Genomic DNA, 21238 nt, shown 5'->3' with positions numbered 1-21238 from the left:
TGGATCACCGGCCGCGCACCTCGGGGGCGACCAACGCGAGCATCATCGACTCCAGGGCCAGCGCCGGCTGGACGTTGAACTCCAGCATCTGCTCACGGGCCTCGAAGATCGCGGCGATCCGGCGCAGCTGCCCCTCGGGGGTGCCGGTATCGGCGAGCCGCTGGATGTCGCCGCGGATCTCCTCGTTGACCAGCGGCCCGGGCGCACCGGCCGAGACCGCGATCGCGTCGCGGTAGACCGAGACCAGGTCCATCAGGCCGCGGTCGACCACGTCGAGGTGGCGGCGCTTGGCGCGGGACTTCTGCTCCTTCTCGAGCTCGCGCAGGGCGGGGGCGTACTCGCGCGGGCGGCGGCCGCGCTCGACCACGCCGTACGCCGTGTCGAGGTCGGACTTCTCGCGGGCGTCGAGCTCGGAGGTGATCGCGTCGGCCTCCTCCTTGGTCACCTCGGCGAGCCGGGCGGCCTTGCTCATGCACGCGCCCAGCGAGGTCAGCGAGACCGGGATCGCGACGACCTCGCGGCGCCGGTCGCGGGTCGCCTCGTCGCGGGCGAGCGCCCGGGCCCGGCCGATGTGGCCCTGGCTGGCGCGGGCGGCGTACGACGCGAGCGCCTCGCTCGCCCCGTCGGTGCGCCGGAGGAAGTCGGCGACGTCGGCGGTGCTCGGGGTCGTCAGCGTGACGAGGCGGCAGCGCGAGCGGATCGTCGGGAGCACGTCCTCGACGGTCGGCGTGCAGAGCATCCACACCGTCCGCTCGGCGGGCTCCTCGATCGCCTTGAGGAGGGCGTTGACGCCCTGCTCGGTGAGCCGGTCGGCGTCCTCGACGATCACGATCTGCCAGCCGCGGCCGACCGGGGCGAGCGCGGAGCGGCGGACCAGGTCGCGCACCTCCTTGACGCCGATCGAGAGGCCCTGGGTGCGCACGACGGCCACGTCGGCGTGGCTGCCGGCCAGCACGGTGTGGCAGGCGTGGCAGGTGCCGCAACCGGGCGGCTGCTCCTGGCACTGCAGCGCCGCGGCGAACGCGACCGCAGCGTTGGACCGGCCCGATCCGGGCGGCCCGGTGAAGAGGAAGGCGTGGCTCATGCCGCGGCCCTCGGCCGCGGCCGAGAGGGCCTCGATCGCACGGTGCTGGCCGACCAGGGAGTCCCAGACGGTGGTCATCGCCGCACCTCCTGCCGCCGGGCGGCGGTGAGCAGGCAACCGTCTGGGACGGCGGAACGGTTGCTGACGCACCGCTGCCCGCGTGCCGCGCCGGGCGGCGGTGAGCAGGCAACCGTCCGGGACGGCGGAACGGTTGCTGACGCACCGCCCCACGGCCGGCTCATCGACGCACCGCCTGCCGCAGCAACGGGGCGATCGCCGCCCGCACCTGCCCGGTGATCTCGTCGACGTCGGCGCGCGCGTCGAGCACCAGGTAGTGGTCGGGGTCGGCCGCGGCCATCCGCAGGTACCCGGCGCGCACCCGCTGGTGGAACTCCAGCGACTCACCCTCGATCCGGTCGCGCTCCTCGAACCGGCCCAGGCCGTGCTCGGGCTCGAGGTCGAGCACGACCGTCAGGTGCGGCCGCAGGTCGTGGGTCGCCCAGCGCGCGACCTCCTCGACCTCGCCGAGATCGAGCGCCCGGCCGGCGCCCTGGTAGGCCAGCATCGAGTCGACGTAGCGGTCGGTGATCACCACCGCGCCGCGATCCAGCGCCGGCTGCACGACCGTGTCGACGTGCTCGGCCTTGTCGGCGGCATAGAGCAGCGCCTCGGTGCGGTCGGAGATCTCCCCGGTCTCGGGGCTGAGCACGATCTCGCGGAGCTTGCGGCCGACCTCGGTGTCGCCCGGCTCGAACGTCGAGATCGCGACGTAGCCCGACTCCACCAGCCAGGCCGCCAGCCGCCGCGACTGCGTGGACTTGCCCGAGCCCTCGCCACCCTCGAAGCACACGAACACGCCCGCCTCGGCGTACACCCCGGGTCGACTGCTCATCCGGAGACCCCCGCGCAGGCGTGGGCCAAGCGAGGGGCTCCGTCGGGTGGGGTCACGGCGTACACCCTAATGGCCCGCACCCACCGGCCTCCCGGCCGGAAGGGTGGTCGATGGCGGCGTATTGTGTGCATATGTATCCTGTTGCGCACATTCTATCGGAAGGGCGCCTGCCATGAACATCGTCGTGCTCGTGAAGCATGTCCCGGACGCGACCGCCGACCGGCGGTTCGAGCCGGACCTCACCGTCGACCGGGTCGGGGTCGACGGCCTGCTCTCGGAGCTGGACGAGTACGCCGTGGAGCAGGCGCTCCAGATCAAGGAGAAGCGCGCGGACGGCGAGGAGGTCGTGGTGACCGCACTGACGGTCGGCCCGGAGCAGGCGGCGGAGGCGGCCCGCAAGGCGCTGCAGATGGGCGCCGACCGGGCCGTCCACGTGAGCGACGACGCGATCGCGGGCTCGGACGCGCTGGCGACCTCGCTGGTGCTGGCCCGGGCCACCGAGAGGCTCGGTGAGGGCGCGCCGGTCGACGTGGTGATGTGTGGGATGGCGTCCACCGACGCCGGCCTGTCGGTCGTGCCCGCGATGCTGGCCGAGCGCCTCGGCCTGCCGCAGGTCACGCTCGCCTCCGTCGTCGAGAGCCAGGGCGACCAGGTCCGGATCAAGCGCGACACCGACGCCGCGACCGAGGTGATCGGCGGCACGATGCCGCTGGTGCTCTCGGTGACCGACCAGTCCGGCGAGGCCCGCTACCCCTCGTTCAAGGGGATCATGGCCGCGAAGAAGAAGCCGCTGGAGACCTGGTCGCTGGCCGACATCGGACTCGACGCGAGCGCCGTCGGCCTGGCCGCGGCGTACACGACCGTCGAGGAGGCGGCCGCACGCCCCCCGCGCGCCGCCGGCGAGATGGTCACCGACCAGGACGGCTCGAGCGCCGCGGCGCTCGCGGACTTCCTGGCGTCGAAGAAGTTCATCTGAGCTAGCACGGCTCGAGAGGTAGGGAGAAGCAAGGATGTCCGAGGTACTCGTCCTGGTCGACCACGTCGATGGCGCGGTCAAGAGGTCCACGTTCGAGCTGCTCACGCTCGCGGCCCGGCTCGGCACGCCCGCGGCGGTGTTCATCGGCGCCGCCGACGCCGGTGCGCGGGTGGCCGAGGCGGTGCGGGCGTACGGCGCGCAGCGGGTCCACGTCGTCGACGACGCCCCGATCAAGGGCTACCTGGTAGCCCCCACGGCGGAGGCGCTCGCGCAGCTGGCCCGACAGGTCGAGCCGGCCGCGATCCTGATCCCGTCCGGCGCGGAGGGCAAGGAGGTGGCCGGGCGACTGTCGGTCAAGCTCGACTCGGGCCTGATCACCGACGCGATCGACGTCACCGAGGACGGCGCGGCGGTCCAGAGCGCGTTCGCGGGCAACTACACGCTGACCGGCAGGGTCACGAAGGGCACACCGATCATCACGGTCAAGCCCAACTCGGTCGCCCCCGTCGAGGCCGCGGGCGCCGGCACGGTCGTGCCGTTCGCGGCGCACATCTCGGACGCCGCCAGGACCGCGCAGATCGTCGCGACCCAGCCGCGCCAGGCGACCGGCCGGCCCGAGCTCACCGAGGCCGCGATCATCGTCTCCGGCGGCCGGGGCACCGGGGGTGACTTCACCGCGGTCGAAGCACTGGCCGACGAGCTCGGCGCCGCCGTCGGGGCCTCGCGGGCCGCGGTCGACTCCGGCTGGAAGCCGCACACCTTCCAGGTCGGCCAGACCGGCAAGGTCGTCTCCCCCCAGCTCTACGTCGCCAACGGCATCTCCGGCGCGATCCAGCACCGGGCCGGCATGCAGACCTCGAAGACGATCGTCGCCGTCAACAAGGACGAGGAGGCCCCCATCTTCGAGCTGACCGACTTCGGCGTCGTGGGCGACCTGCACACGGTGCTGCCCGCCGTGACCGAGGAGATCCGGCGCCGCCGGGCCTGAGGCCTCTCGCCGCCGACACCGACACCGACACCGAAGGAGCTCGACATGGACAGACGCAGGATCGCCATCGTGGGTGGCACGGGCCCGCAGGGACGAGGCCTGGCCTACCGGTTCGCGACCGCCGGCCACGACGTCACGCTCGGCTCCCGCGACGCCGGGCGCGCGGCGTCCGCCGCGGCCGACCTCGGCACCCTGGCCGGCACCGGGCTCCGGGGTGACTCGAACCCCGGAGCCGCCGCGGTGGCCGACGTCGTCGTGCTCGCGATCCCCTTCGACGGCCACGACGAGCTGGTCGCCTCCCTCGCCGACGAGCTGGCGGGGAAGGTGGTGGTCAGCTGCGTGAACCCGCTCGGCTTCGACAAGCACGGACCGTTCGGGCTCGACCTCGGCGGCGAGAGCGCCGCCGAGCGGGCCGCCGCCCTGGTGCCGGACGCGCAGGTCGTCGGCTCCTTCCACCACCTGTCCGCGGTCTCGCTGATCGACCCGGACGCCGACCTGTCGACCCAGGACGTCCTCGTCGTGGGGGACGACGCCGAGGCGAAGACCGTCGTGATGGACCTGGCGATCGCCGTCACGGGCCGGCCGGGCGTCGACGCCGGCAGCCTGCGGCTCGCCCGCCAGCTCGAGCCCCTGACCGCCGTCCTGATCTCGATCAACAAGAAGTACCGGACCCACTCGGGGGTCGCGATCGCCGGCCTCGGCCACTGATCCCGGCGGCCCGGTCGGTGCACCCGGCCACGACGTAGCGACCGCCCAACGAGCAGACAGCCGGAGTGGACGCCCTTGTCCACTCCGGCTGTCTGCTTTGCTCAGGCGTGCGCTCAGGCGTCGGCGAGACGCGGCAGGACCTCCTCGCCGAGCATCTGCATCTGCTCCTCCCACTCCGGGAAGGACAGCCTGAAGTCGAAGGCCAGGTGGTCGAGGCCGGCCTCCTTGAGCTCCAGTGCCTGCTCGACGATGTCGTCGGGCGTGCCGTAGATCAGCACGCCGGCCAGGTCCTCGACGGTCTCGAACCGGCCGGACGCGGGCTTGACCCAGAACGGCGCGTTGTTGGCCCACTGCAGCAGGCCGGGCACGTTGATCCGGGCCAGGGCCTTCTCGCGCGAGGCGGCCACCGACGTCGTCGGGATGATGCCGACCGTCGACATCGGCCGCTGGTGCAGCTCGGCCTGCTCGCGCAGCAGCGCGATGCGCTTGCGCAGTGTGTCGATGCCGATCCGGCCCGGCAGGAAGCCGTTGCCGAACTCGGCGGCGAGGCGCGCCGACTTCGGGGTCGTGCCGCAGTACCACAGGGGAACGGCATCGGCTCCGGGCTTGGGCGACTGCGAGGCGTCGGCGAAGGAGAAGGGCGCCTCGTCCCAGCCGACGCCGTCCTTCTCCCACATCTCGCGCAGGATCTTGAAGTTGTCGATCACCAGCTCGGGGCGCGGAACGCCGCCGAGGCCGACCGCCTCGAACTCGTGGTCGAAGTTGCCCGACCCCATGCCGAGGATGACCCGCGGCCCGAAGAGCTTCACCATGGTGGCGACCTGCTGCGCCAGCACCAGCGGGTGGCGGAACGGGATCAGCGCACCCGTGCCCAGGGTCAGCCTGCTCGTGGAGGCGCCGATCGCCGTCAGCGTCGTCAGCGCCTCGTAGAAGGTGGTGTCGGGGTTCTCGAACTCGCCGTGCGGCTCGAAGAGCAGGTGGTCGCGGACCCAGACGGAGTCGAAGCCGAGCCGCTCCGCGAGCTGGGACCCCTTGACGATCTTCTCGGGGTCGGCGTGCTCGCCGAAGTGAGGGAGCAGAAGTCCGGTGCGCATTACTCTCCTAGGTTCCTGAACGGGGACGAGGCGGTGCTCTCGTCCTTGACGATGACGCCGCCGAGCGGCCGGACGTAGGCGTCGAGCCAGCTCACGATCTCGGGGATCACGACGTCGGCGTACTTGGCGTAGGCCGTGTAGTGGCCGGTGTCGCGCTGCACCAGCAGCCGCTTCGGGCCGGCGGCCGCCTCGAAGATCGCGGTGGCATGGTCGGTCGGGGTGGTCGCGTCGTCCTGGACGGTGACCACCATGAGCGGGGTCTCGAGTCCGCGGGCGGCGTCGATCGGGCGGTAGCGGAGCAGCGGGTCGACCATCGACGCCGGCACCGACATCTGGATCTTCTTGTCGACGTCGCTCTTGAAGTCCGAGCCGAGCCGCTCCGGCGTCTGCACCATGATCTCGTTGCGCGGGTGGATCATCCGGCTCTGACCGGTGAGCACGCGCTGTCGCCGGTCCTCCTCGAGCATCTTCTTGTACTCGACCCAGTCCCACTCGTTGCGCATGCGGTGCAGCCAGTCCGCACCGTCGGCGACCGGGAACTGGCTGACGACGGCGCGGACCCGCTCGTCGTACGCCGCCAGCATCACGACGTTGCCGCCGCCGGTGCCGCCCGTCGCGAACGCGCCGATCGCCCCGACCACGACGTCCTCACGCGTGGTCAGGTAGGTGACCGCGTTGATGAGGTCCTCGAGCTGGTGGGTCGGGTTCACGATCCCCCGCTCCCCCTCGGAGTCGCCGAAGCCGCGGTAGTCGATCGAGAGGACGCCGAAGCCGGCGTCGGTGAAGCCCTCGTGGTAGCGGAGGTAGTCCTTGGCGTCCTTCAGGCCGAGCCAGCCCGGGCCCTGCACGATCGCCCGGAACGGGCCGGGGCCCTCCGGGGTCCGCCAGATGGCGCGGACCCGGTCGGGGCCGCTGTAGAACTCGATGCTCTCGGTCTTCACGGTCGTCCCATCGTCACGAGTCGCTGCTCGGTCATCTCCTCGATCGCGTAGCGGGGTCCTTCGACTCCCGCGCCGCTCTCCTTCACGCCGCCGTAGGGCATCAGGTCGACTCGACTGCTCGACGTCTCGTTGATGTGGACCGAGCCCATCCGAAGAGTTTCGGCGGCCTGCAGCGCCCGCCCGATGTCACGGGTGAAGATCCCCGCGGCGAGGCCGTACGGCGTGTCGTTGACGTCGTCGAGCGTCGTATCGAAGTCGTCGAAGGGCACCAGGTTGACCACCGGGCCGAACACCTCCTGGGAGAACACGTCGTCGGCGGGGTCGACGTTCGCGAGGACGGTCGGCGCGATCACCTGTCCGTCGCGGGTGCCGCCGGCGACCACGTCGGCGCCCTTCTGCTGCGCCTGCTGGATCCAGGACTCGATGCGGTCCGCGTCCCTGGCACTGATGACGGGGCCGACGAAGCCACCCTGCTGACGCGGATCGCCGACGACGCGACCCCCGAGCTCGGCGGCCAGCCTGCCCGCGAAGTCGTCGAGGGCGCCGCGCTCGACGTACAGCCGCTGGATCGAGGTGCAGACCTGGCCGGCCTTCCGGAAGGCCGCACCCACGCAGGCCGTGGCCGCGCGGTCGAGGTCGGCGTCGGCGCAGACGATGGTGCTCGCCAGGCTGCCGAGCTCCAGCTGCGTCTTGCGCAGCCCCACGGCGGCGCGGATATGCCGGCCGACCTCGGTGCTGCCGGTGAAGGCGTAGAACGCCGGCACCGGGCTCTGCAGCAGCCACTCGCCCACCGTGGAGCCGCTGCCGTTGAGGACCGCCAGCAGCTCGGGCGGGAGCCCCGCCTCCAACAGCACCTCGACGAGGATGCCGGCGCTCAGCGGCGTGTACGCCGCGGGCTTGAGCACCACGCCGTTGCCGGCAGCGAGCGCCGGCGCGACCTTGTGCGCGACGGTGTTCAGGGGCGAGTTGAACGGCGTGATGGCGGCGACCACGCCGACGGGGTGCCGCACCGTGAAGGCCAACCGGCCGTCGGCGCCCGGGGCGCCGTGGAGCGGGACCATCTCACCGTGGATGCGCTTGGCCTCCTCGCCGGAGATCGTCAGCGTCTGCACGGCGCGGCCGACCTCGCGCTCCGCGTCGGCCACCGTGAAGCCCGTGTCGTCGACGATCGCGGCGACCACGTCGCCGCGCTGCTGCAGCAGCGCGGCCGCCCGGGTCAGCACCTCGTAGCGCCGGTAGTGGGGGAAGTCGACCGTCGCCTGTGCCTCGGCGACGGCGGCCAGGGCCCTCTCGACCTGCTCCCGGTCGGCCTCGTGCACCTCGGCGACCACCGAGCCGTCGTACTTGTCGCGGAGCTCGCTGGTCGACGCGCCGTCGACCCATGCTCCGTCGATCAGCAGCCGTGCCTGTCTCATCTGCCCGTCCTTCGTCGTTGCCACATCTGGTCCGGTCGCCGCCTCGTCACCGTGGGGCAGCTCCCTGCAGTGCCGGGCCCACGTCGGCCGCCGCCTCGATCGACCAGAGGGTCCTGCCGAGGGCGGTCGCGGCCTCGGCGCCCAGCACGTGGGCGACCAGCTCCGTGAACTTGTCGTCGAGCTCGGCGTCGGTGAGCGGGTCGTCGGGGTCGCCGTGCCGGGTGTGGCGCACCCGCTCCTCGCTGGTCCCGTCCTTGAGGGTGACCCGCACGCGGGCGGCCCGCTGCTGAGGGAACAGCCGGTCGAAGTCCTCCGAGACCGCGGCGTCGACCCGGCCGACGAGTTCGCGCAGGCCCTCGTCCTCCAGCCAGCGCGGGGTGAAGGACGCCAGCCGGACCGAGCCGACCTCGAACGCGGCGGCGACCGTGTAGGCGAGGCTGAACTTCGCCTCGAACTCGGTCGTCGGCTTGTCGTTGCCGGCGACCTCGAGAGCCGTGCGGTAGGTCTCCACGAGCACCCGGTCGATCTGGTCGGCGCGCACCCCGGCCGCGCGCAGCTCGAGGGCGGCGTCGACCGCCGCGAAGGTGTGCCCGCAACAGGAGTGGTTCTTCACCGTCTGCTGGGTGACGGCCCAGGTGGTGCCCAGGGCGGCGACGGCCGCCTGCCAGTCGGGCTGGTCCGACATCGCCGCGCCGAACCCGGCCGGCCCCTCGAGGATGTCCCATGCGCCGGTGAAGCCCTCGCGCGCCGCGAAGGCCGCGACCATGCCGGCGTCGGCGGCGTGGCCGGCGTGCAGCGGCTTGCCCATCGCCTCGGAGCGGAAGGCCTGCTGGAGACCGGCCGCCGTGGTGGTGGCGTTGGCCAGCGCGTGCGCGAAGCGGTCGGCGTCCAGGCCGAGCAGCTCGGCGGTGGCGGCCGCGGCACCCAGGGTGCCGACCGTGCCGGTCGTGTGCCAGTAGGCGTAGTGCGCCGGCTGGATGGCGGCGGCGGTCCGGCAGGAGATCTCGTAGCCGATCGCGATCGCCCGCAGCAGCGCCTCACCGGAGGCGTTGACGTGCTCGGCGGTCGCGAGCGCAGCCGCGACCGTCGGCGAGCCGGGGTGGTAGATCCCGTCCCGGAAGATGTCGTCCATCTCCACCACGTGGGAGGCGGTGCCGTTCACCAGCGCCGCGGTGCGCGGGTCGGTCCACGCGCCGTCGGGGACCAGGCGGGCGGTCCCGCCGGTGGTCCCGAAGTCGAGCCCGGCCCGGATCCGCCGCCCGGCCTCGGTGGCGCTGCCGGCCACGGTGGCGCCGAACCAGTCGACCAGGGCCCGCTTCGCGCCGTGCATCACCTCGGGCGGGAGCGCACGGGCACGGCGAGCGACCGCGAACTCCGCGAAGTCGTGGACGATCACGCTGCCTCCTCTCAGAACTGCGACTCGTACTGGCTCGGGTCGATCCGCGCCTCGACGACCAGCGGCCGGCTGAGGTCGCGGGCGTCGGCGAGCACCTTCTCCAGCTCCGGCACCGAGTCGGCGCGCACGCCGTCGCACGCCATCGAGGACGCCAGCTGCACCAGGTCGGTGTCCTCGATGCGGGTCGCGGTGCTCGGGTAGTCCTTCACCATCTGCTTGAGCTCGATGCGGTTGAGGCTGCCGTCGACGAAGACGACGACCACGAGCCCGAGCCCGAGCGCCGCCGCGAGCCGGAGCTCGGTCGCGGTCATCGCGAACCCGCCGTCACCGACCATCGCGACGACCTGCCGGTCCGGGAAGGCGTACTGCGCCGCGATCGCGGCCGGGAGCCCGAAGCCCATCGACGACAGGCCGTTGGTCATCAGCAGCTCCCGCGGGGCGTACGTCGTCCAGCCCTGCCCGACCAGGAGCTTGTGCGATCCCACGTCGGTGCTGGCGATGGTGCCTCGCGGGAAGGAGCTCCGGACGACGTCGACGACGTCCGTCGGGTTCATCCGGCCGGAGACGCGTCCCGCGTAGTACGACTCGCGCAGCGTCGTGCGGTGGGCCGCGACCTCGGCCGCCGACCAGCGGGGCTCGCCGCGCCACTCCTCGGCGAACCAGGAGTAGATCGCGGCGATGTCGCCGACGCACTCGGTCGCGGCCTGGTAGATCTGGTCGGAGTTGCTCAGCGAGTCGACGTGCAGCACCGGGGTGCTCAGCGACCACGGCTTGATCAGCTCGACCGCGTCGAACCCGGCGGTGACGATCAGGTCGGCGTCGCCCAGCAGCTGCCAGAGCACCTGGTTGCAGGCCATGTCGAGGACGCCCGCGAAGAGGTCGTGGTCCTCGGGGAAGACGCCCTTGGCCATCGGGGCGACCACGACGGGGATGCTCGCCCGCTCGGTGAACGCCACCAGCGCGTCCGTCGCGCCGGCCCGGGCGGCACCGATCCCGGCGAGGATGACGGGCCGGCGGGCGGCCTCGACGGTCCGCACCGGGTCGTCGCCGCCACGGACCCCGAAGGTCCGCACCACTGCGTCCACGGGCGGCGGCACGAAGTCGGCGTCCGTGGCCGGCTGCGCGCTCACGTCGCCCGCGATCGTCAGGTGTACGGCGCCCGGCCGCTCGGCCGTGGCGGTGGCGAGCGCCTTGCGGAGGGTGGTGGCCGCCGACCCGGGCTCGATGCGGCCCGCCCACTTGGTGATGGGCGAGAACATGAGCTTGTGGTCGATCACCTGGTGGGTGAAGAACTGCTCCCGTGACGACTCGATCTGGCCGGACAGCGCCAGCATCGGCACCCGGTCGACCGTGGCGGCGGCGACACCGTTGACCAGCGCGCTCGAGCCGGGCCCGAGGGTCGACAGGCAGACGCCGACTCGGCCCGTCGCCTGCGCGAGGCCCTCGGCCATGAAGGCGGCGGTGCCCTCGCGCCGGGCGAGGACCACGTCGATCTCGTGGACCCGGGCCCGCTCCATCAGCTCGATGATCGGGTCGCCCGGGTAGGCGAAGATCTGCTTGACGCCCGAGGCCGCGAGGCCCAGCGCCACGACGTCGGCGGTCGATACCGGCCCGGATGCGGGCGTCGGCTCAGTCACGGGAGCAGTTCCTTTCTGAGGAGGTGGGAGACGATCAGCGCTGGGGACGCAGCAGCCGGCCGGAGCCCTTCTCGGCCGTGACGTTGCCGTCCTCCATGATCACCCGGCCGCGCAGGACCGTCATCTGCGGGCGGCCCTTCGAGGGCAGGTCCTCGGCCGACATCCACCCGCACATGTAGTGCGAGTGCTCGGCGTGCAGCACCTCCTCGTGGTCCATGTCGAGGACCACGAGGTCGGCGTCGGCGCCGGGAACGATGGCGCCCTTCCGGCCGTAGTAGCCGGTCAGCTTCGCCGGGCTGTAGCAGCACAGCTCGACGACGCGCTCGAGCGTGAGGCGTCCGCTGTTGACCTCGGTGAGCAGCAGTCGCAGGTACTGCTCGATCATCGGGCTGCCGCCCGGAGCGGTGTACATGTCCGTCCAGCCGACCTCCTTCTCCTCACGCGTGTGTGGGCCGTGGTCGGAGCCGACGACGTCGATCGTGCCGTCCTGGACGGCCTTCCACATGTAGGGGTTGTCCTCCTCGGGCACCCAGAAGCCCAGCGTGAAGGGACCGTGGCGCTCGATCTTGTCCCAGTCGTTGGTCACGAACATCGCGAACGGGTTGGCCTCGGCGGTGACGTCGCGGCCCTCCGCCTTGGCCTCGGCGACCATCTTGATGCCGGCCTCGGTCGACAGGTGCAGCACGTGGAGCTTGGTGCCCACCGAGCGCTGCATCTCCAGGATGGTGGCGATCGCGGTGTTCAGGACCACGCCGCGGCCGCCGCGCAGGGCGCGCGCATAGGAGCGGAAGTCCATGCCCCACTGCTGCTGCGACCGCTGGACGAACAGCTCGTAGAGGTCGTGGTTGTGCGGGTGGATGTAGAGCGGCAGGCCGGTCTCGGCGACCTCCTCGAACACGCGGTAGAGGACCGCGTCGTTGGTCAGCGAGGTGCCCGGAGGGTGCGGGTAGTCGCGGCCGATGTCCTTCATCATCCAGACCTTGAACGCCGTCGCGCCCGCGTCGGCGAGCGCCTTGATGTTCTCGGGGACGACGCCGGAGGCGTTGTGGCCGAAGTCGACGACGGCCTTCGACTGGGCGTTCTCGAGGTGCGCCTTCAGCCGGTCGGCGGTCGTGGTCGGCGGGTCGACGTTCGGCATGTCGAAGACCGTGGTCACGCCACCGGCGGCAGCGGCGATCGTGCCGTGGTAGTAGTCCTCCTTGTGGGTGTAGCCCGGGTCACGGAAGTGGGCGTGGGTGTCGATCAGGCCGGGGATCACCGGCTTGTCGCCCGCGTCGATCACCTTGGTCGCGGCCACCGGCTCGTCGGCGCCCAGGATCGCGACGATCCTCTCGTCCTTGACGGCGATCTGGCCGTTCACGCGGCCCTCGGGGGTGAGGATGACCGACGACTTCAGGACCAGGTCGTACTCATTAGCTACCACGGTGATGCTCTCCTAGGTTGGAAGATGGCCCGCTCACGTACGGACCGGAGGGACAGGAAGGACGCCGGGTCAGGCGTGCTGCTTGACGAAGTCCCCGGCCGAGGCGCCGGCGATCCGCCCGAAGACCGAGCCGTTCGTCAGGCCGGAGCCGCCCGGGTAGTTGAAGTAGAAGATGCCGCCGACCAGCTCGCCGCAGGCGAACAGGCCGGGGATCGGCTCACCGCTGGTCGAGACGACCTCTGCCTCGGGGGTGATCCGCAGGCCACCGAAGGTGAAGGTGACGCCGCAGGTGATCGCGTAGGCCTCGAACGGGCCCTCGTCGAGGGTGTTGGCCCAGTTGGTCTTGTCGATGTCCAGCCCGACCGTACGACGCCCGTCCTTCACGTTGGGGTTGAACGGGACGTCGGTGGCGACGGCATCGTTGTACTTGCGGAGGGTCTTCAGCAGGTTCTCGGCGTTGACGCCCTCGAGCTTCGCGGCCAGCTCCTCGAGGGTGTTCGCGGCGACCTTGGTGACCTGCTTGATGCGGTACTCGTCACGGAGCAGGTGGATCACCTTCTGGTCGAAGATCTGCCAGGCGAACTGCTGCGGCTGGGCCAGGATCTTGTGGCCGTACTTCGCGTAGGTGTAGTTGCGGAAGTCGGCACCCTCGTCGACGAACCGCTCACCGTTGGCGTTGACCATGATGCCGAACGGGTAGCTGTGCTTCTGGAACCCGTCGCCGACGGCGAGGTCGCCGAACGGCGGCGCGTTGAGCTCCCAGCCGACCGCGTGGGCCCCGGACCAATGACCCCACGGGAGCGCCCCGAGGTCCAGCGCCATCTTGATGCCGTCGCCCATGTTGAAGCGCGAGCCGCGCACCTTGGCGAGGTCGTAGCCCTGGCCGAGGTAGCGGGTGCGCCACTCCGGGTTCGCCTCGAAGCCGCCCGCGCCGAGGATCACGGCGCTGGCCTCGACCTCGCTGACGACGCCACCCTTGCGCACCTTCACGCCGACGACGGTGCCGTCGCGCTCCAGCAGCTCGATCGCCCGGGTCTCGTACCGGATCTCGATGCCGGCGGCGGCCGCGGCGGCGGAGAGGGAGTCGACCAGGCCGGGGCCGCCGCCCCAGGTCTCGATGGTCAGGCCGCCCCAGAACTTGAACTTGCCGTCGATCTTGAAGGCCTGGCGCCCGTAGATCGGGTTGAACTTGACCCCCTTGGTGCGCATCCACTTGAGGGTCTCGAACGAGTTGCGCACGATGATGTCGGCGAGCTCGGGGTCGGTCCGGTACTCCGTGACCCGGCAGAGGTCGTCGTAGAACTGGTCGGCGTCGTAGGTGCCGAAGTTGGTGGTCTCGATCTGCTCCGGGGTGAGGTCGGGGCACAGCTCGAGGATGTCCTCCACGCCGCGGTACGCGACTCGCATCGCACCGGCGGTGAACGCCGTGTTGCCGCCACGCTCTCGCTCGGGCGCGACCTCAAGAACAAGGACCCGCGCACCGTGGTCGTGCGCCGAGAGCGCCGCGCAGAGGGCGGCGTTGCCGGCCCCGACGACGACGACGTCGTACTTCTCGTTCATGCATCAAAACCCTTCTGGGACAGCCGTGACAGCTCGGGAAGCGCGAGGGCCGAGACCGATCCGTTCCGGCAGACAAGATAGCTAGATTCCGCTCTGGATACAAGAGCATACATCGGTCCGCAATCGACGACCGCCCCGATGTGTCGGCGACTCCTCGGGCCGGGGCACCGGCCCGAGGCGAGGACGCGGCGACCGCTCGGGCCCGGGTCCGAGCAGGCATCCGCAGCGGACCCTCCGGACCGCGGCACCCGTGCCCGCACCGCCGGCCGGGCCCACGCCGCTCAGGACAGGTCGAGCACGACCTTGAGCCGGCCGCTGGCCGGCCGGGCCGCCGTCTCGTAGGCCCGCTGGAGGTCGGCGCGCCCGAAGCGGTGGGTGACCAGGGCGGACGGGAGCGCCGCGTGCTCGTGGAGATAGTCGTCGGCCGACGTGAGTGCCCGGGCGTGGAAGCGGGTGACCCCGCCGATCAGGGTCAGGCTCTTGCGCATCAGCCGTTCGACGTCCACGGGGTAGACGTCCTGGTCGGGGATGCCGAAGCACAGCACGGTGCCGCCGACGGCGACCGCCCGGAGGGCATGGTCCACCGTCGCCGTCTGGTGCCCGACCGCCTCGACGACCAGGTCCGGCGGGCGGTCGGCCGCGGACTCGGCCCAGGCCCCGCTGTCCGCGTGGACGCATTCGTCGAGACCGAACGGGACCCGCGCGTCGGCGCGATCGACGAGGTCGACGCCGACGACGTGGCGCGCACCCCGGGCACGCGCCACGTGGGCGAAGAGCAGCCCGATCGGCCCCAGGCCGATGATCGCGACGTCACGACCCGCGATCGGCACCCGCCCCAGGGCCTCGATGACGCAGGCCAGGGACTGGATCACCACCGCGTCGCCGGGTGCCAGCGACGGTCGATAGGGCCGGAGCCGGTCACCATCGCTGATCACCCGCTCCGCCAGGCCGTCCGAGCGGCTCGCCCAGCCGACGACCCGGTCGCCGACCCGCAGCTCCGGATGGCGCGTGATCTCGACCACGCCCACGACCTCGTGGAGCGGCGCACCCAGGCGGCCGGGGAGGTTCTCGCCGTACTCGCCGGCCCCGAGGTCCTTGGTCCCCGCGAACTTCGGGAGGTCGCTGCCGCAGATCCCGCCGGCGAGCATCCGGAGCACGACCTCACCCTCGCCGACCGAGGCCTCCATGGGCTCGTCCGCCACCTCCTCCGCGAGCCGGCCGGGGGCGACGACGCGGTACGCCCACACGCTGCCACTCCTCCCGACTCCGCTGCTGTCGATCCTTTTGCATGCTAGAGCATGCGACGGTGCACGAAAGCAATCGGTCGGATATTCTCGGACACACGTGATACATCAGAGGTGTCTCGCGCCGGATAGGGTGCGTCGAGACGTCTCGACGACGTGGCCACCTCCGCCGAGCGCGGAGCCCGGCGGACGGAAAGGGGTGCCCATGGCCGCTGGTGTCTATGAGCAACTGCGCCAGAGGATCGTGAGCGGCGACATCCCGCCCGGTGAGCGCCTCACCGAGATCGCACTCGCCGAGGACTTCGGGATCAGCCGGACCCCCGTCCGCGAGGCCCTGCGCCGCCTGGAGCAGGACGGCCTGGTGGAGCGCGCCGCGCGCGGCATGCGGGTGCGCGAGCGCAGTCCCAACGAGATCCTGGAGATCTACGAGGTCCGCATCCTCCTCGAGACCGCCGCCGCCCGCGCCGCCGCGACCCGGCGCACGCCGCTCGACGTCGCACGCCTGGAGCAGCTGCACGAGAACATGGTCAAGACCGAGCCCGGCGACGCGCAGACCATGGAGGCGATCAACCGGCGGTTCCACGAGATGCTCTGGGCCACCAGCCACAACTCGACCCTCATCGACGTGCTGACCCGGTTGAACTCCTACCTCCTGCGCTATCGCGGCACCACGCTGACCCACGGCGACCGTTGGAAGACGGCGCTCGAGGAGCACGCCGCGCTCCTCGACGCCATCCGGGAGGGCGACGCCGACCGCGCCGCCGAGATCGCCGAGGCGCACATGACCGCGGCGCGCAACGTCCGACTGCTGATGTACGCCGAGATGAGCGACGACACGGTCTAGCCCCACCGGCCGGCCCCCGCCGGCCCCGCCTCAGATGTCGGCACGCTCGGCGTAGATCTGCAGGCGCTTGTTCCGCACGCCTGCCATGTGCCGCTCCGCCAGGGTGGCCGCCTCCCCGCTCCGACCGCGGCGGATCGCCGCCAGGATGCCGTCGTGGTCGGCGAGCACCACCCGCCACTGATCGCCGCCGTGGGCGAGCGTGGCGCCGCGATAGGGCCGCAGGCGGGCGTTGAGCTGCCGCAGCATCCGGTCCAGCGACGGGTTGTGGCTCGCACTCCAGACGTACTCGTGGAACCTCAGGTTCAGCTCCGCGAGTCGGATCGAGTCGCCGACGTCCGAGGTGACCATCGCCTCGTGCAGCCGCTGGAGACGCAGCAGGTCGAACTCCGTACGCCGCTCGGCGGCGGCTCGGCCCGCGGCCGCCTCGAGCGCGATCCGGACCTCGTAGATCTCGAGGAGCTCCTCCGGCCTCACCAGGCGCACCCGCATCTCGCGCGGACCGCGCTCGGCCCAGCCGTCCTGCTCCAGTCGGCGCAGGGCCTCGCGGATCGGCGTCCGGCTGGTGCCGAACCGGTCCGCGAGCGCCCGCTCCCGCAGCGCGCTCCCGGCGGGGATCTCCCCACCGACGATCTCGTCGCGCAGAGCCTCGTAGATCGACCACGACATCTTCGGCGCCTCCGACCCGGTGAGCCTCGCTCCGCCTCCGCCGCGAGCCCGCGGGCGTCGCGACGGCCGTGCGGATGGAGGCCGGTTGCATGACTGCATACCATCGCATACTTTACTCCCGAGCCACGCCGGCCGCCCCGAAGGGGCGCGAGTCGACGGCACCCGACGACAGGAGATGGACCCATGGCCGAGTTCGACTTCGAGCAGACCGTCCAGGTGAACGGCACTCCCGACGAGGTGTGGTCGCTCATCACCGATGTGCCGCGGCTGGTCGGCTGGATCAGCGTGCTGCACGACGCCACGACGGTCGAGGAGCTGGCGCACTACCGGGCGGTCATGCAGGACAAGGTGGGCATGTTCAAGCTCAAGGCGGATCTCGACATCCGCGTGACCGAGAAGACCGAGGGCCAACGGATCGTCGTCCACGCCGAGGGCGAGGACCGGCAGGTCGGGTCCCGGATCGTCATCGACGCCACGGTGACGATGAGCCCGGGCGAGAGCGCCACCGGCGTCACCGTCGCGGGCCGGTACGGCATCAGCGGGTCGGCGGCCACGCTCGGCTCGAGCACCATCCGCAGGAAGGGCGACAAGATCGTCCAGGAGTTCTTCACGAACCTGGGCAAGGACGCCGCCTAGGGAGGGGGAGAGCCCCCGACCGGAGTCCGGTCGGGGGCTCTCCCATGCGCCGTCGGGCCGGACCGGCCGGGTGCGGTCAGTCCGCCTCGGGAGCGGAGCCGCCGGCCGCCTCCGCCCGGGCCGCCTCGCCCTCCTGGATCAGGCGCCACACCCGCTCCGGCGTGAGTGGCAGCTCCGTGGGCCAGACCCCGGTCGCCCGCGCGACCGCCGAGGCGATCGCACCGCCCATGGGGATCCGGGCGCCCTCGCCACCGCCCTTCGCACCGTAGGGCCCGGTGCCGTCGCGGCGCTCGACGATCACGGAGTCCCAGCGACGGGGAGCATCGCCGATGTGCGGCACCCGGTACTCGACGAGGTTCGGATTGCGCAGCTGGGCGCCCTCGTAGACGAGCTCCTCGCTCAGCCCGCCGCCGATGCCTTGGAGTGCCGCGCCGACGTCCTGGCCCTCGACCCCCATCGGGTTGATGGCGAAGCCGACGTCGGCCATGGTGACGAGCTGGTCGACCTTGGTCACGCCGGTCTCGGGGTCGATGTCCACCGCGACGGCGACCATCCCGATCTCCCAGAAGGACGGCTGCACCTGCAGCTCGCCCTCACGCCGCACCGTGCCGCGTCCGGTGATCTCGCCGCCGCCACCGCCGTACCACTTCTTGATCAGGGGGCCGAACTCCTCGCTGCGGCCGTCGGCGTGGACGATGCGGTCGCCGACGTGCCGCACGTCGTCGACCGGACACTCCCAGACGGTGGCCGCCATGGCGAGCAGCTGCTGGACGATGTCGCGACAGGCGCGCTGGACCGACAGGCCGGTCATCGTGGTGGTCCGGCTGCCGCCGGTGGTCCGCTCGAAGGAGGTCCCGGCGGAGTCGGACTGGAAGACCCGGACCTTCGCGATGTCGAGCCCGAGCTCCTCGGCGGCGATCTGGGTGAGGATCGAGCGACTGCCCTGACCCATCTCCGTCGAGCCGCTCAGGACCAGCGCCGAGCCGTCGGGCGACATCTTCACCTGGGCCGTGGAGGTCGGGTACGCACCGCCTTCGTTGGCGCCCACGCCGAAGCCGACGGCCTGCAGCACCCCCTCGCGCGGCTCGACGCGCACCCGCGCCATCATCTGGTCGAAGTCGTCGACCAGGTCGGTGTCCATCGGCCGCTTGCCCTCGATGAAGCGCTCACCGCGGGGCACCAGGTTGATCCGACGCAGGTCCGCGGCGTCGATCCCGAGCTGCTCGGCCGCCTGGTCCATGTTGGTCTCCGCGGCCAGGTTGACCTGGAAGGCCCCGAGCGCCCGGTACGACGACGCCGGCACCGTGTTGGTGTAGACGAGCCGCCCACGGACCCGCAGGCTCGGGATCGAGTACGGACCGAAGCAGCGCGCGACGGCCTTGGAGAGCACCGTCGCGCTGTTGTCGACGTAGGCGCCGGTGTCCATGACGATGTCGACGTCGCGGGCGAGCAGCCTGCCGTCCTTCCGGAAGGCGCTGCGCACCCTGGTCCGCGCCGCGTCGGCGCGGGTCGTGTAGATCGACTCCTCGATGCTGAGGTCGAGCTTCACCGCACGCTGCGTCACCCAGGCGGCGACCGCGGTCAGCGGCTCGATCTTGGTGTAGGACTTCGATCCGTAGCCACCGCCGATGTAGGGCACCGAGACGCGGACCTTGCTGTGCGGGAGGTCGAAGACGCGCGCGAGGTCCTTGATCACCATGAACGGATGCTGGGCCGTGCTCGTGACCTCCAGATAGCCGTCGGCGAACCGGGCGCTGGAGTTGTAGGGCTCCATCGCATAGGCGTAGAGCGCGGGATGGAACGTCTCGGTCTCGACGACGAGGTCGGCCTCCGCGAAGGCGGCATCGACGTCGCCCCAGCCGAGGTGCATCGTGTTGGCGACGTTGGGCTCGTCCTCGGTGCGCGTGATCGCGACCTGGTTCACCGCCTCGCCGCTGTAGGCGTCCTCGTGGATGACCGGGGCCGCGGGCGCGAGAGCCGCCTCGGCGTCCATCGCGGCCGGCAGGTCCTCGTAGCGGACCTCCACCAGCCGGGCCGCGTCGCGAGCGATGTGGCGGGTCTCGGCCACCACGAGGGCGACCGGCTCGCCGTAGTAGCGCACCTTCCCCGCGGCGATGATGGCGTGGTCGGGGACCATGTGCCCGAAGCGCGGATAGAGGCCGTCGAGGTCCTCGGCGGTGACGACGGCCACGACGCCGGGCACGTCGAGGGCAACCTTCACGTCGATGCCGAGGATCGTCGCGTGGGCCCGGTCGGAGCGCACCGCGACGGCGTGCGTCGTGTCGGGGAACGGCGTGTCGATGGCGTAGCGTGCCCGGCCGGTCACCTTCACCCCGGCATCCACCCGCTCGATCGACCGCCCGACGTAGCGGAACGGCTCGCCGTCCTCCTTGAGGTGGCCGGCGTACGGGCGGTGCGCGGCGTCCGGGTCGTAGGTCCCGGCCAGCCGCGCGGCGGCCTGCTCGACGGCCTCGATGATGGGCAGGTACCCGGTGCAGCGACACAGGTTGCCCTCGAGCTCGTGCTCGATCTCCTCCCGGGTCGGGCTCGGGTTCGTGGCCAGGAGCGCCTTCGTCGACATGATGAAGCCGGGGGTGCAGTAGCCGCACTGCAGCGCCGTGCAGTCCGCGAACGCCGCCTGGACCGGGTCCAGCCCCGCCTCGGTCTCCAGGCCCTCGATCGTGGTCACCTCGGCCTCGTCCGCCTCGACGGCCAGGACCGTGCAGGAGCTGACCGGGCGGTCGTCGACCAGCACGGTGCACGCACCGCAGACCTGGGACTCGCAGCTCACCTTGGTGCCGCGCAGGCCCTCCTTCTCGCGGAGGAACTCGGCCAGCGTCAGGCGGTTCTCGACGCGCTTCTTGATCCGGCGGCCGTTGACGGTCGTGGAGACGACCGTCTCGTCGTAGGTCTCCTCAGGCATCGTTCGACTCCTTCAGCTCGGCAGCGGCGCGACGGACGAACACACCCACCAGGTGGCGCTTGTAGGACTCCGAGCCGTTGAGGTCCTCGATGACCTCCAGCTCGGGGAGGATCGCCTCGACGTCCAGCTCGTCGAGCGACGGGGCGGCGAAGCGCTGCGGGATCTCCCCGACCGCGCCGACCGTGACCCGCAGGCCCTCCGGGTCGGAGACCAACGCAACCGCGATCGTGGGGTACTCGGTCGGCTGGTGCCGCAGGTAGACCTGGGGCGCGACGGTCACCGGGACGAGCACCGAGTCGAGCAGCTCTCCCTCGTCGAGGTCCACGTCCATCGCACCGAGGACGAACTCGTCGATCGGCAGCACCCGCTCGCCGTCGGCGGAGCGGAGCCGCACCCGCGCACCGAGCGCGAAGAGGGCGGTGGCCACGTCGGAGCGCGGGTCGGCGAAGCACAGATTGCCGCCGACGGTGCCCGTCGCGCGCACGCGGGCGTTGCCCAGCTCCGCGCAGGCCCGAGCGAGGATCGGGGCCGAGCGACGTACGAGCTCGGAGTCCGCAACCTCGACATGCCGGACCGCAGAACCGATGACCAGCACCTCTCCCTCGAGCCGGATCCCGCCGAGCGCGGGGATCCGCTTCAGGTCCACGAGGTGGGCCGGCGAGACCAGCCCCAGCTGCATGGCGGCCACGAGCTCGGTGCCGCCGACGTAGGCGATGCCGTCGTCGGCGAGCAGGTCGAAGGCCTCGGGGAGCGTGGCCGGCCGCGAGAGTCGGAACGTCGGGAGCAGCGGAATCACCTCGCGGGTCGATCA

18 protein-coding genes are annotated in these 21238 nt (G+C 71.6%); 5 read left to right on the top strand and 13 right to left on the bottom strand.

The window, feature by feature from the left end; all coding sequences use genetic code 11:
- Positions 1-4: 4 nt before the first annotated feature.
- Positions 5-1162, bottom strand: coding sequence for a DNA polymerase III subunit delta' (locus FHU40_RS12015; RefSeq protein ID WP_183592569.1), 1158 nt, complete (start codon positions 1160-1162; stop codon positions 5-7).
- A 160-nt stretch (positions 1163-1322) separates the two neighbouring features.
- Positions 1323-1976, bottom strand: coding sequence for a dTMP kinase (tmk, locus tag FHU40_RS12010; protein ID WP_183592568.1), 654 nt, complete (start codon positions 1974-1976; stop codon positions 1323-1325).
- Between the two features lie 172 nt (positions 1977-2148).
- Here tmk and FHU40_RS12005 point away from each other — a divergent pair, with 172 nt between their 5' ends.
- Genes FHU40_RS12005 through npdG form a run of 3 tightly spaced genes read left to right on the top strand, consistent with a single transcriptional unit; the run spans position 2149 to position 4648 of the window.
- A complete protein-coding gene (locus tag FHU40_RS12005; RefSeq protein ID WP_183592567.1) occupies positions 2149-2952 on the top strand; it encodes an electron transfer flavoprotein subunit beta/FixA family protein in 804 nt (267 codons plus the stop codon).
- Between the two features lie 34 nt (positions 2953-2986).
- Complete coding sequence (locus tag FHU40_RS12000) at positions 2987-3940, top strand: electron transfer flavoprotein subunit alpha/FixB family protein (protein ID WP_183592566.1); 954 nt, start codon at positions 2987-2989, stop codon at positions 3938-3940.
- Between the two features lie 45 nt (positions 3941-3985).
- A complete protein-coding gene (npdG, locus tag FHU40_RS11995) occupies positions 3986-4648 on the top strand; it encodes an NADPH-dependent F420 reductase (RefSeq protein WP_183592565.1) in 663 nt (220 codons plus the stop codon).
- Positions 4649-4761: 113 nt separating this feature from the next.
- On the opposite strand, the gene FHU40_RS11990 is transcribed toward npdG, so the two are convergent.
- The 8 genes from FHU40_RS11990 to FHU40_RS11955 all read right to left on the bottom strand — a co-directional run bounded on the left by FHU40_RS11990 (position 4762) and on the right by FHU40_RS11955 (position 15361).
- Positions 4762-5742, bottom strand: coding sequence for an LLM class flavin-dependent oxidoreductase (locus tag FHU40_RS11990; protein WP_183592564.1), 981 nt, complete (start codon positions 5740-5742; stop codon positions 4762-4764).
- The gene (locus FHU40_RS11985) at positions 5742-6683 is read right to left on the bottom strand and encodes an alpha/beta fold hydrolase (RefSeq protein ID WP_183592563.1); all 942 of its coding nucleotides are present in this window, start codon (positions 6681-6683) and stop codon (positions 5742-5744) included. Before FHU40_RS11985 ends, FHU40_RS11990 begins: the two co-directional genes overlap by 1 nt.
- The gene (locus FHU40_RS11980; RefSeq protein ID WP_183592562.1) at positions 6680-8098 is read right to left on the bottom strand and encodes an aldehyde dehydrogenase family protein; all 1419 of its coding nucleotides are present in this window, start codon (positions 8096-8098) and stop codon (positions 6680-6682) included. Before FHU40_RS11980 ends, FHU40_RS11985 begins: the two co-directional genes overlap by 4 nt.
- A 46-nt stretch (positions 8099-8144) precedes the next feature.
- The gene (locus FHU40_RS11975; protein WP_183592561.1) at positions 8145-9494 is read right to left on the bottom strand and encodes an MmgE/PrpD family protein; all 1350 of its coding nucleotides are present in this window, start codon (positions 9492-9494) and stop codon (positions 8145-8147) included.
- An 11-nt stretch (positions 9495-9505) separates the two neighbouring features.
- Positions 9506-11131: a thiamine pyrophosphate-dependent enzyme gene (locus FHU40_RS29480; protein ID WP_183592560.1), complete on the bottom strand. Its 1626-nt coding sequence runs from the start codon at positions 11129-11131 to the stop codon at positions 9506-9508.
- 34 nt (positions 11132-11165) lie between these two features.
- Positions 11166-12554 (bottom strand): dihydroorotase, encoded by a 1389-nt coding sequence (locus tag FHU40_RS11965; protein ID WP_183592559.1) that lies wholly within the window; start codon positions 12552-12554, stop codon positions 11166-11168.
- Positions 12555-12623: 69 nt separating this feature from the next.
- Positions 12624-14114: an FAD-dependent tricarballylate dehydrogenase TcuA gene (tcuA, locus tag FHU40_RS11960; protein WP_183592558.1), complete on the bottom strand. Its 1491-nt coding sequence runs from the start codon at positions 14112-14114 to the stop codon at positions 12624-12626.
- A 281-nt stretch (positions 14115-14395) separates the two neighbouring features.
- Complete coding sequence (locus tag FHU40_RS11955; protein WP_183592557.1) at positions 14396-15361, bottom strand: zinc-binding dehydrogenase; 966 nt, start codon at positions 15359-15361, stop codon at positions 14396-14398.
- On the opposite strand from FHU40_RS11955, the gene FHU40_RS11950 reads away from it, so the two are divergent.
- Entirely contained in the window at positions 15300-16202 is a 903-nt protein-coding gene (locus FHU40_RS11950) for a GntR family transcriptional regulator (protein WP_343057831.1), read from the top strand. The two genes, FHU40_RS11955 and FHU40_RS11950, sit on opposite strands and share 62 nt — an antisense overlap.
- A 30-nt stretch (positions 16203-16232) precedes the next feature.
- Here the strand turns inward: FHU40_RS11950 and FHU40_RS11945 are convergent, their stop codons facing one another.
- Positions 16233-16868 (bottom strand): GntR family transcriptional regulator, encoded by a 636-nt coding sequence (locus FHU40_RS11945; RefSeq protein ID WP_183592555.1) that lies wholly within the window; start codon positions 16866-16868, stop codon positions 16233-16235.
- Positions 16869-17051: 183 nt separating this feature from the next.
- Here FHU40_RS11945 and FHU40_RS11940 point away from each other — a divergent pair, with 183 nt between their 5' ends.
- On the top strand, positions 17052-17504 hold the full coding sequence (locus FHU40_RS11940) for an SRPBCC family protein (protein WP_183592554.1): 453 nt from the start codon (positions 17052-17054) through the stop codon (positions 17502-17504).
- Positions 17505-17580: 76 nt separating this feature from the next.
- Here FHU40_RS11940 and FHU40_RS11935 read toward each other — a convergent pair whose 3' ends face one another.
- Both FHU40_RS11935 and FHU40_RS11930 read right to left on the bottom strand, forming a co-directional pair.
- A complete protein-coding gene (locus FHU40_RS11935; protein ID WP_183592553.1) occupies positions 17581-20427 on the bottom strand; it encodes a molybdopterin-dependent oxidoreductase in 2847 nt (948 codons plus the stop codon).
- Complete coding sequence (locus FHU40_RS11930) at positions 20420-21223, bottom strand: FAD binding domain-containing protein (RefSeq protein ID WP_183592552.1); 804 nt, start codon at positions 21221-21223, stop codon at positions 20420-20422. The genes FHU40_RS11935 and FHU40_RS11930 overlap by 8 nt, the downstream gene beginning before the upstream one ends.
- Positions 21224-21238 lie beyond the last annotated feature (15 nt).

It is taken from the genome of Nocardioides soli (assembly GCF_014191495.1).
In the GTDB taxonomy this organism is placed as follows: Bacteria; Actinomycetota; Actinomycetes; order Propionibacteriales; family Nocardioidaceae; genus Nocardioides; species Nocardioides soli.
The sequence above is the reverse complement of the archived record's forward strand: the minus strand, read 5'-3'. Positions and strand labels throughout refer to the sequence as shown.

Excerpts from the sequence above, each read along its gene's own strand:
- FHU40_RS12015 (WP_183592569.1), bottom strand. The coding sequence starts at position 1,162 with ATGACCACCGTCTGGGACTCCCTGGTCGGCCAGCACCGTGCGATCGAG.
- tmk (WP_183592568.1), bottom strand. The coding sequence starts at position 1,976 with ATGAGCAGTCGACCCGGGGTGTACGCCGAGGCGGGCGTGTTCGTGTGC.
- FHU40_RS12005 (WP_183592567.1), top strand. The coding sequence starts at position 2,149 with ATGAACATCGTCGTGCTCGTGAAGCATGTCCCGGACGCGACCGCCGAC.
- FHU40_RS12000 (WP_183592566.1), top strand. The coding sequence starts at position 2,987 with ATGTCCGAGGTACTCGTCCTGGTCGACCACGTCGATGGCGCGGTCAAG.
- npdG (WP_183592565.1), top strand. The coding sequence starts at position 3,986 with ATGGACAGACGCAGGATCGCCATCGTGGGTGGCACGGGCCCGCAGGGA.
- FHU40_RS11990 (WP_183592564.1), bottom strand. The coding sequence starts at position 5,742 with ATGCGCACCGGACTTCTGCTCCCTCACTTCGGCGAGCACGCCGACCCC.
- FHU40_RS11980 (WP_183592562.1), bottom strand. The coding sequence starts at position 8,098 with ATGAGACAGGCACGGCTGCTGATCGACGGAGCATGGGTCGACGGCGCG.
- tcuA (WP_183592558.1), bottom strand. The coding sequence starts at position 14,114 with ATGAACGAGAAGTACGACGTCGTCGTCGTCGGGGCCGGCAACGCCGCC.
- FHU40_RS11950 (WP_343057831.1), top strand. The coding sequence starts at position 15,300 with ATGGGCTCGTCCGCCACCTCCTCCGCGAGCCGGCCGGGGGCGACGACG.
- FHU40_RS11945 (WP_183592555.1), bottom strand. The coding sequence starts at position 16,868 with ATGTCGTGGTCGATCTACGAGGCTCTGCGCGACGAGATCGTCGGTGGG.
- FHU40_RS11940 (WP_183592554.1), top strand. The coding sequence starts at position 17,052 with ATGGCCGAGTTCGACTTCGAGCAGACCGTCCAGGTGAACGGCACTCCC.
- FHU40_RS11935 (WP_183592553.1), bottom strand. The coding sequence starts at position 20,427 with ATGCCTGAGGAGACCTACGACGAGACGGTCGTCTCCACGACCGTCAAC.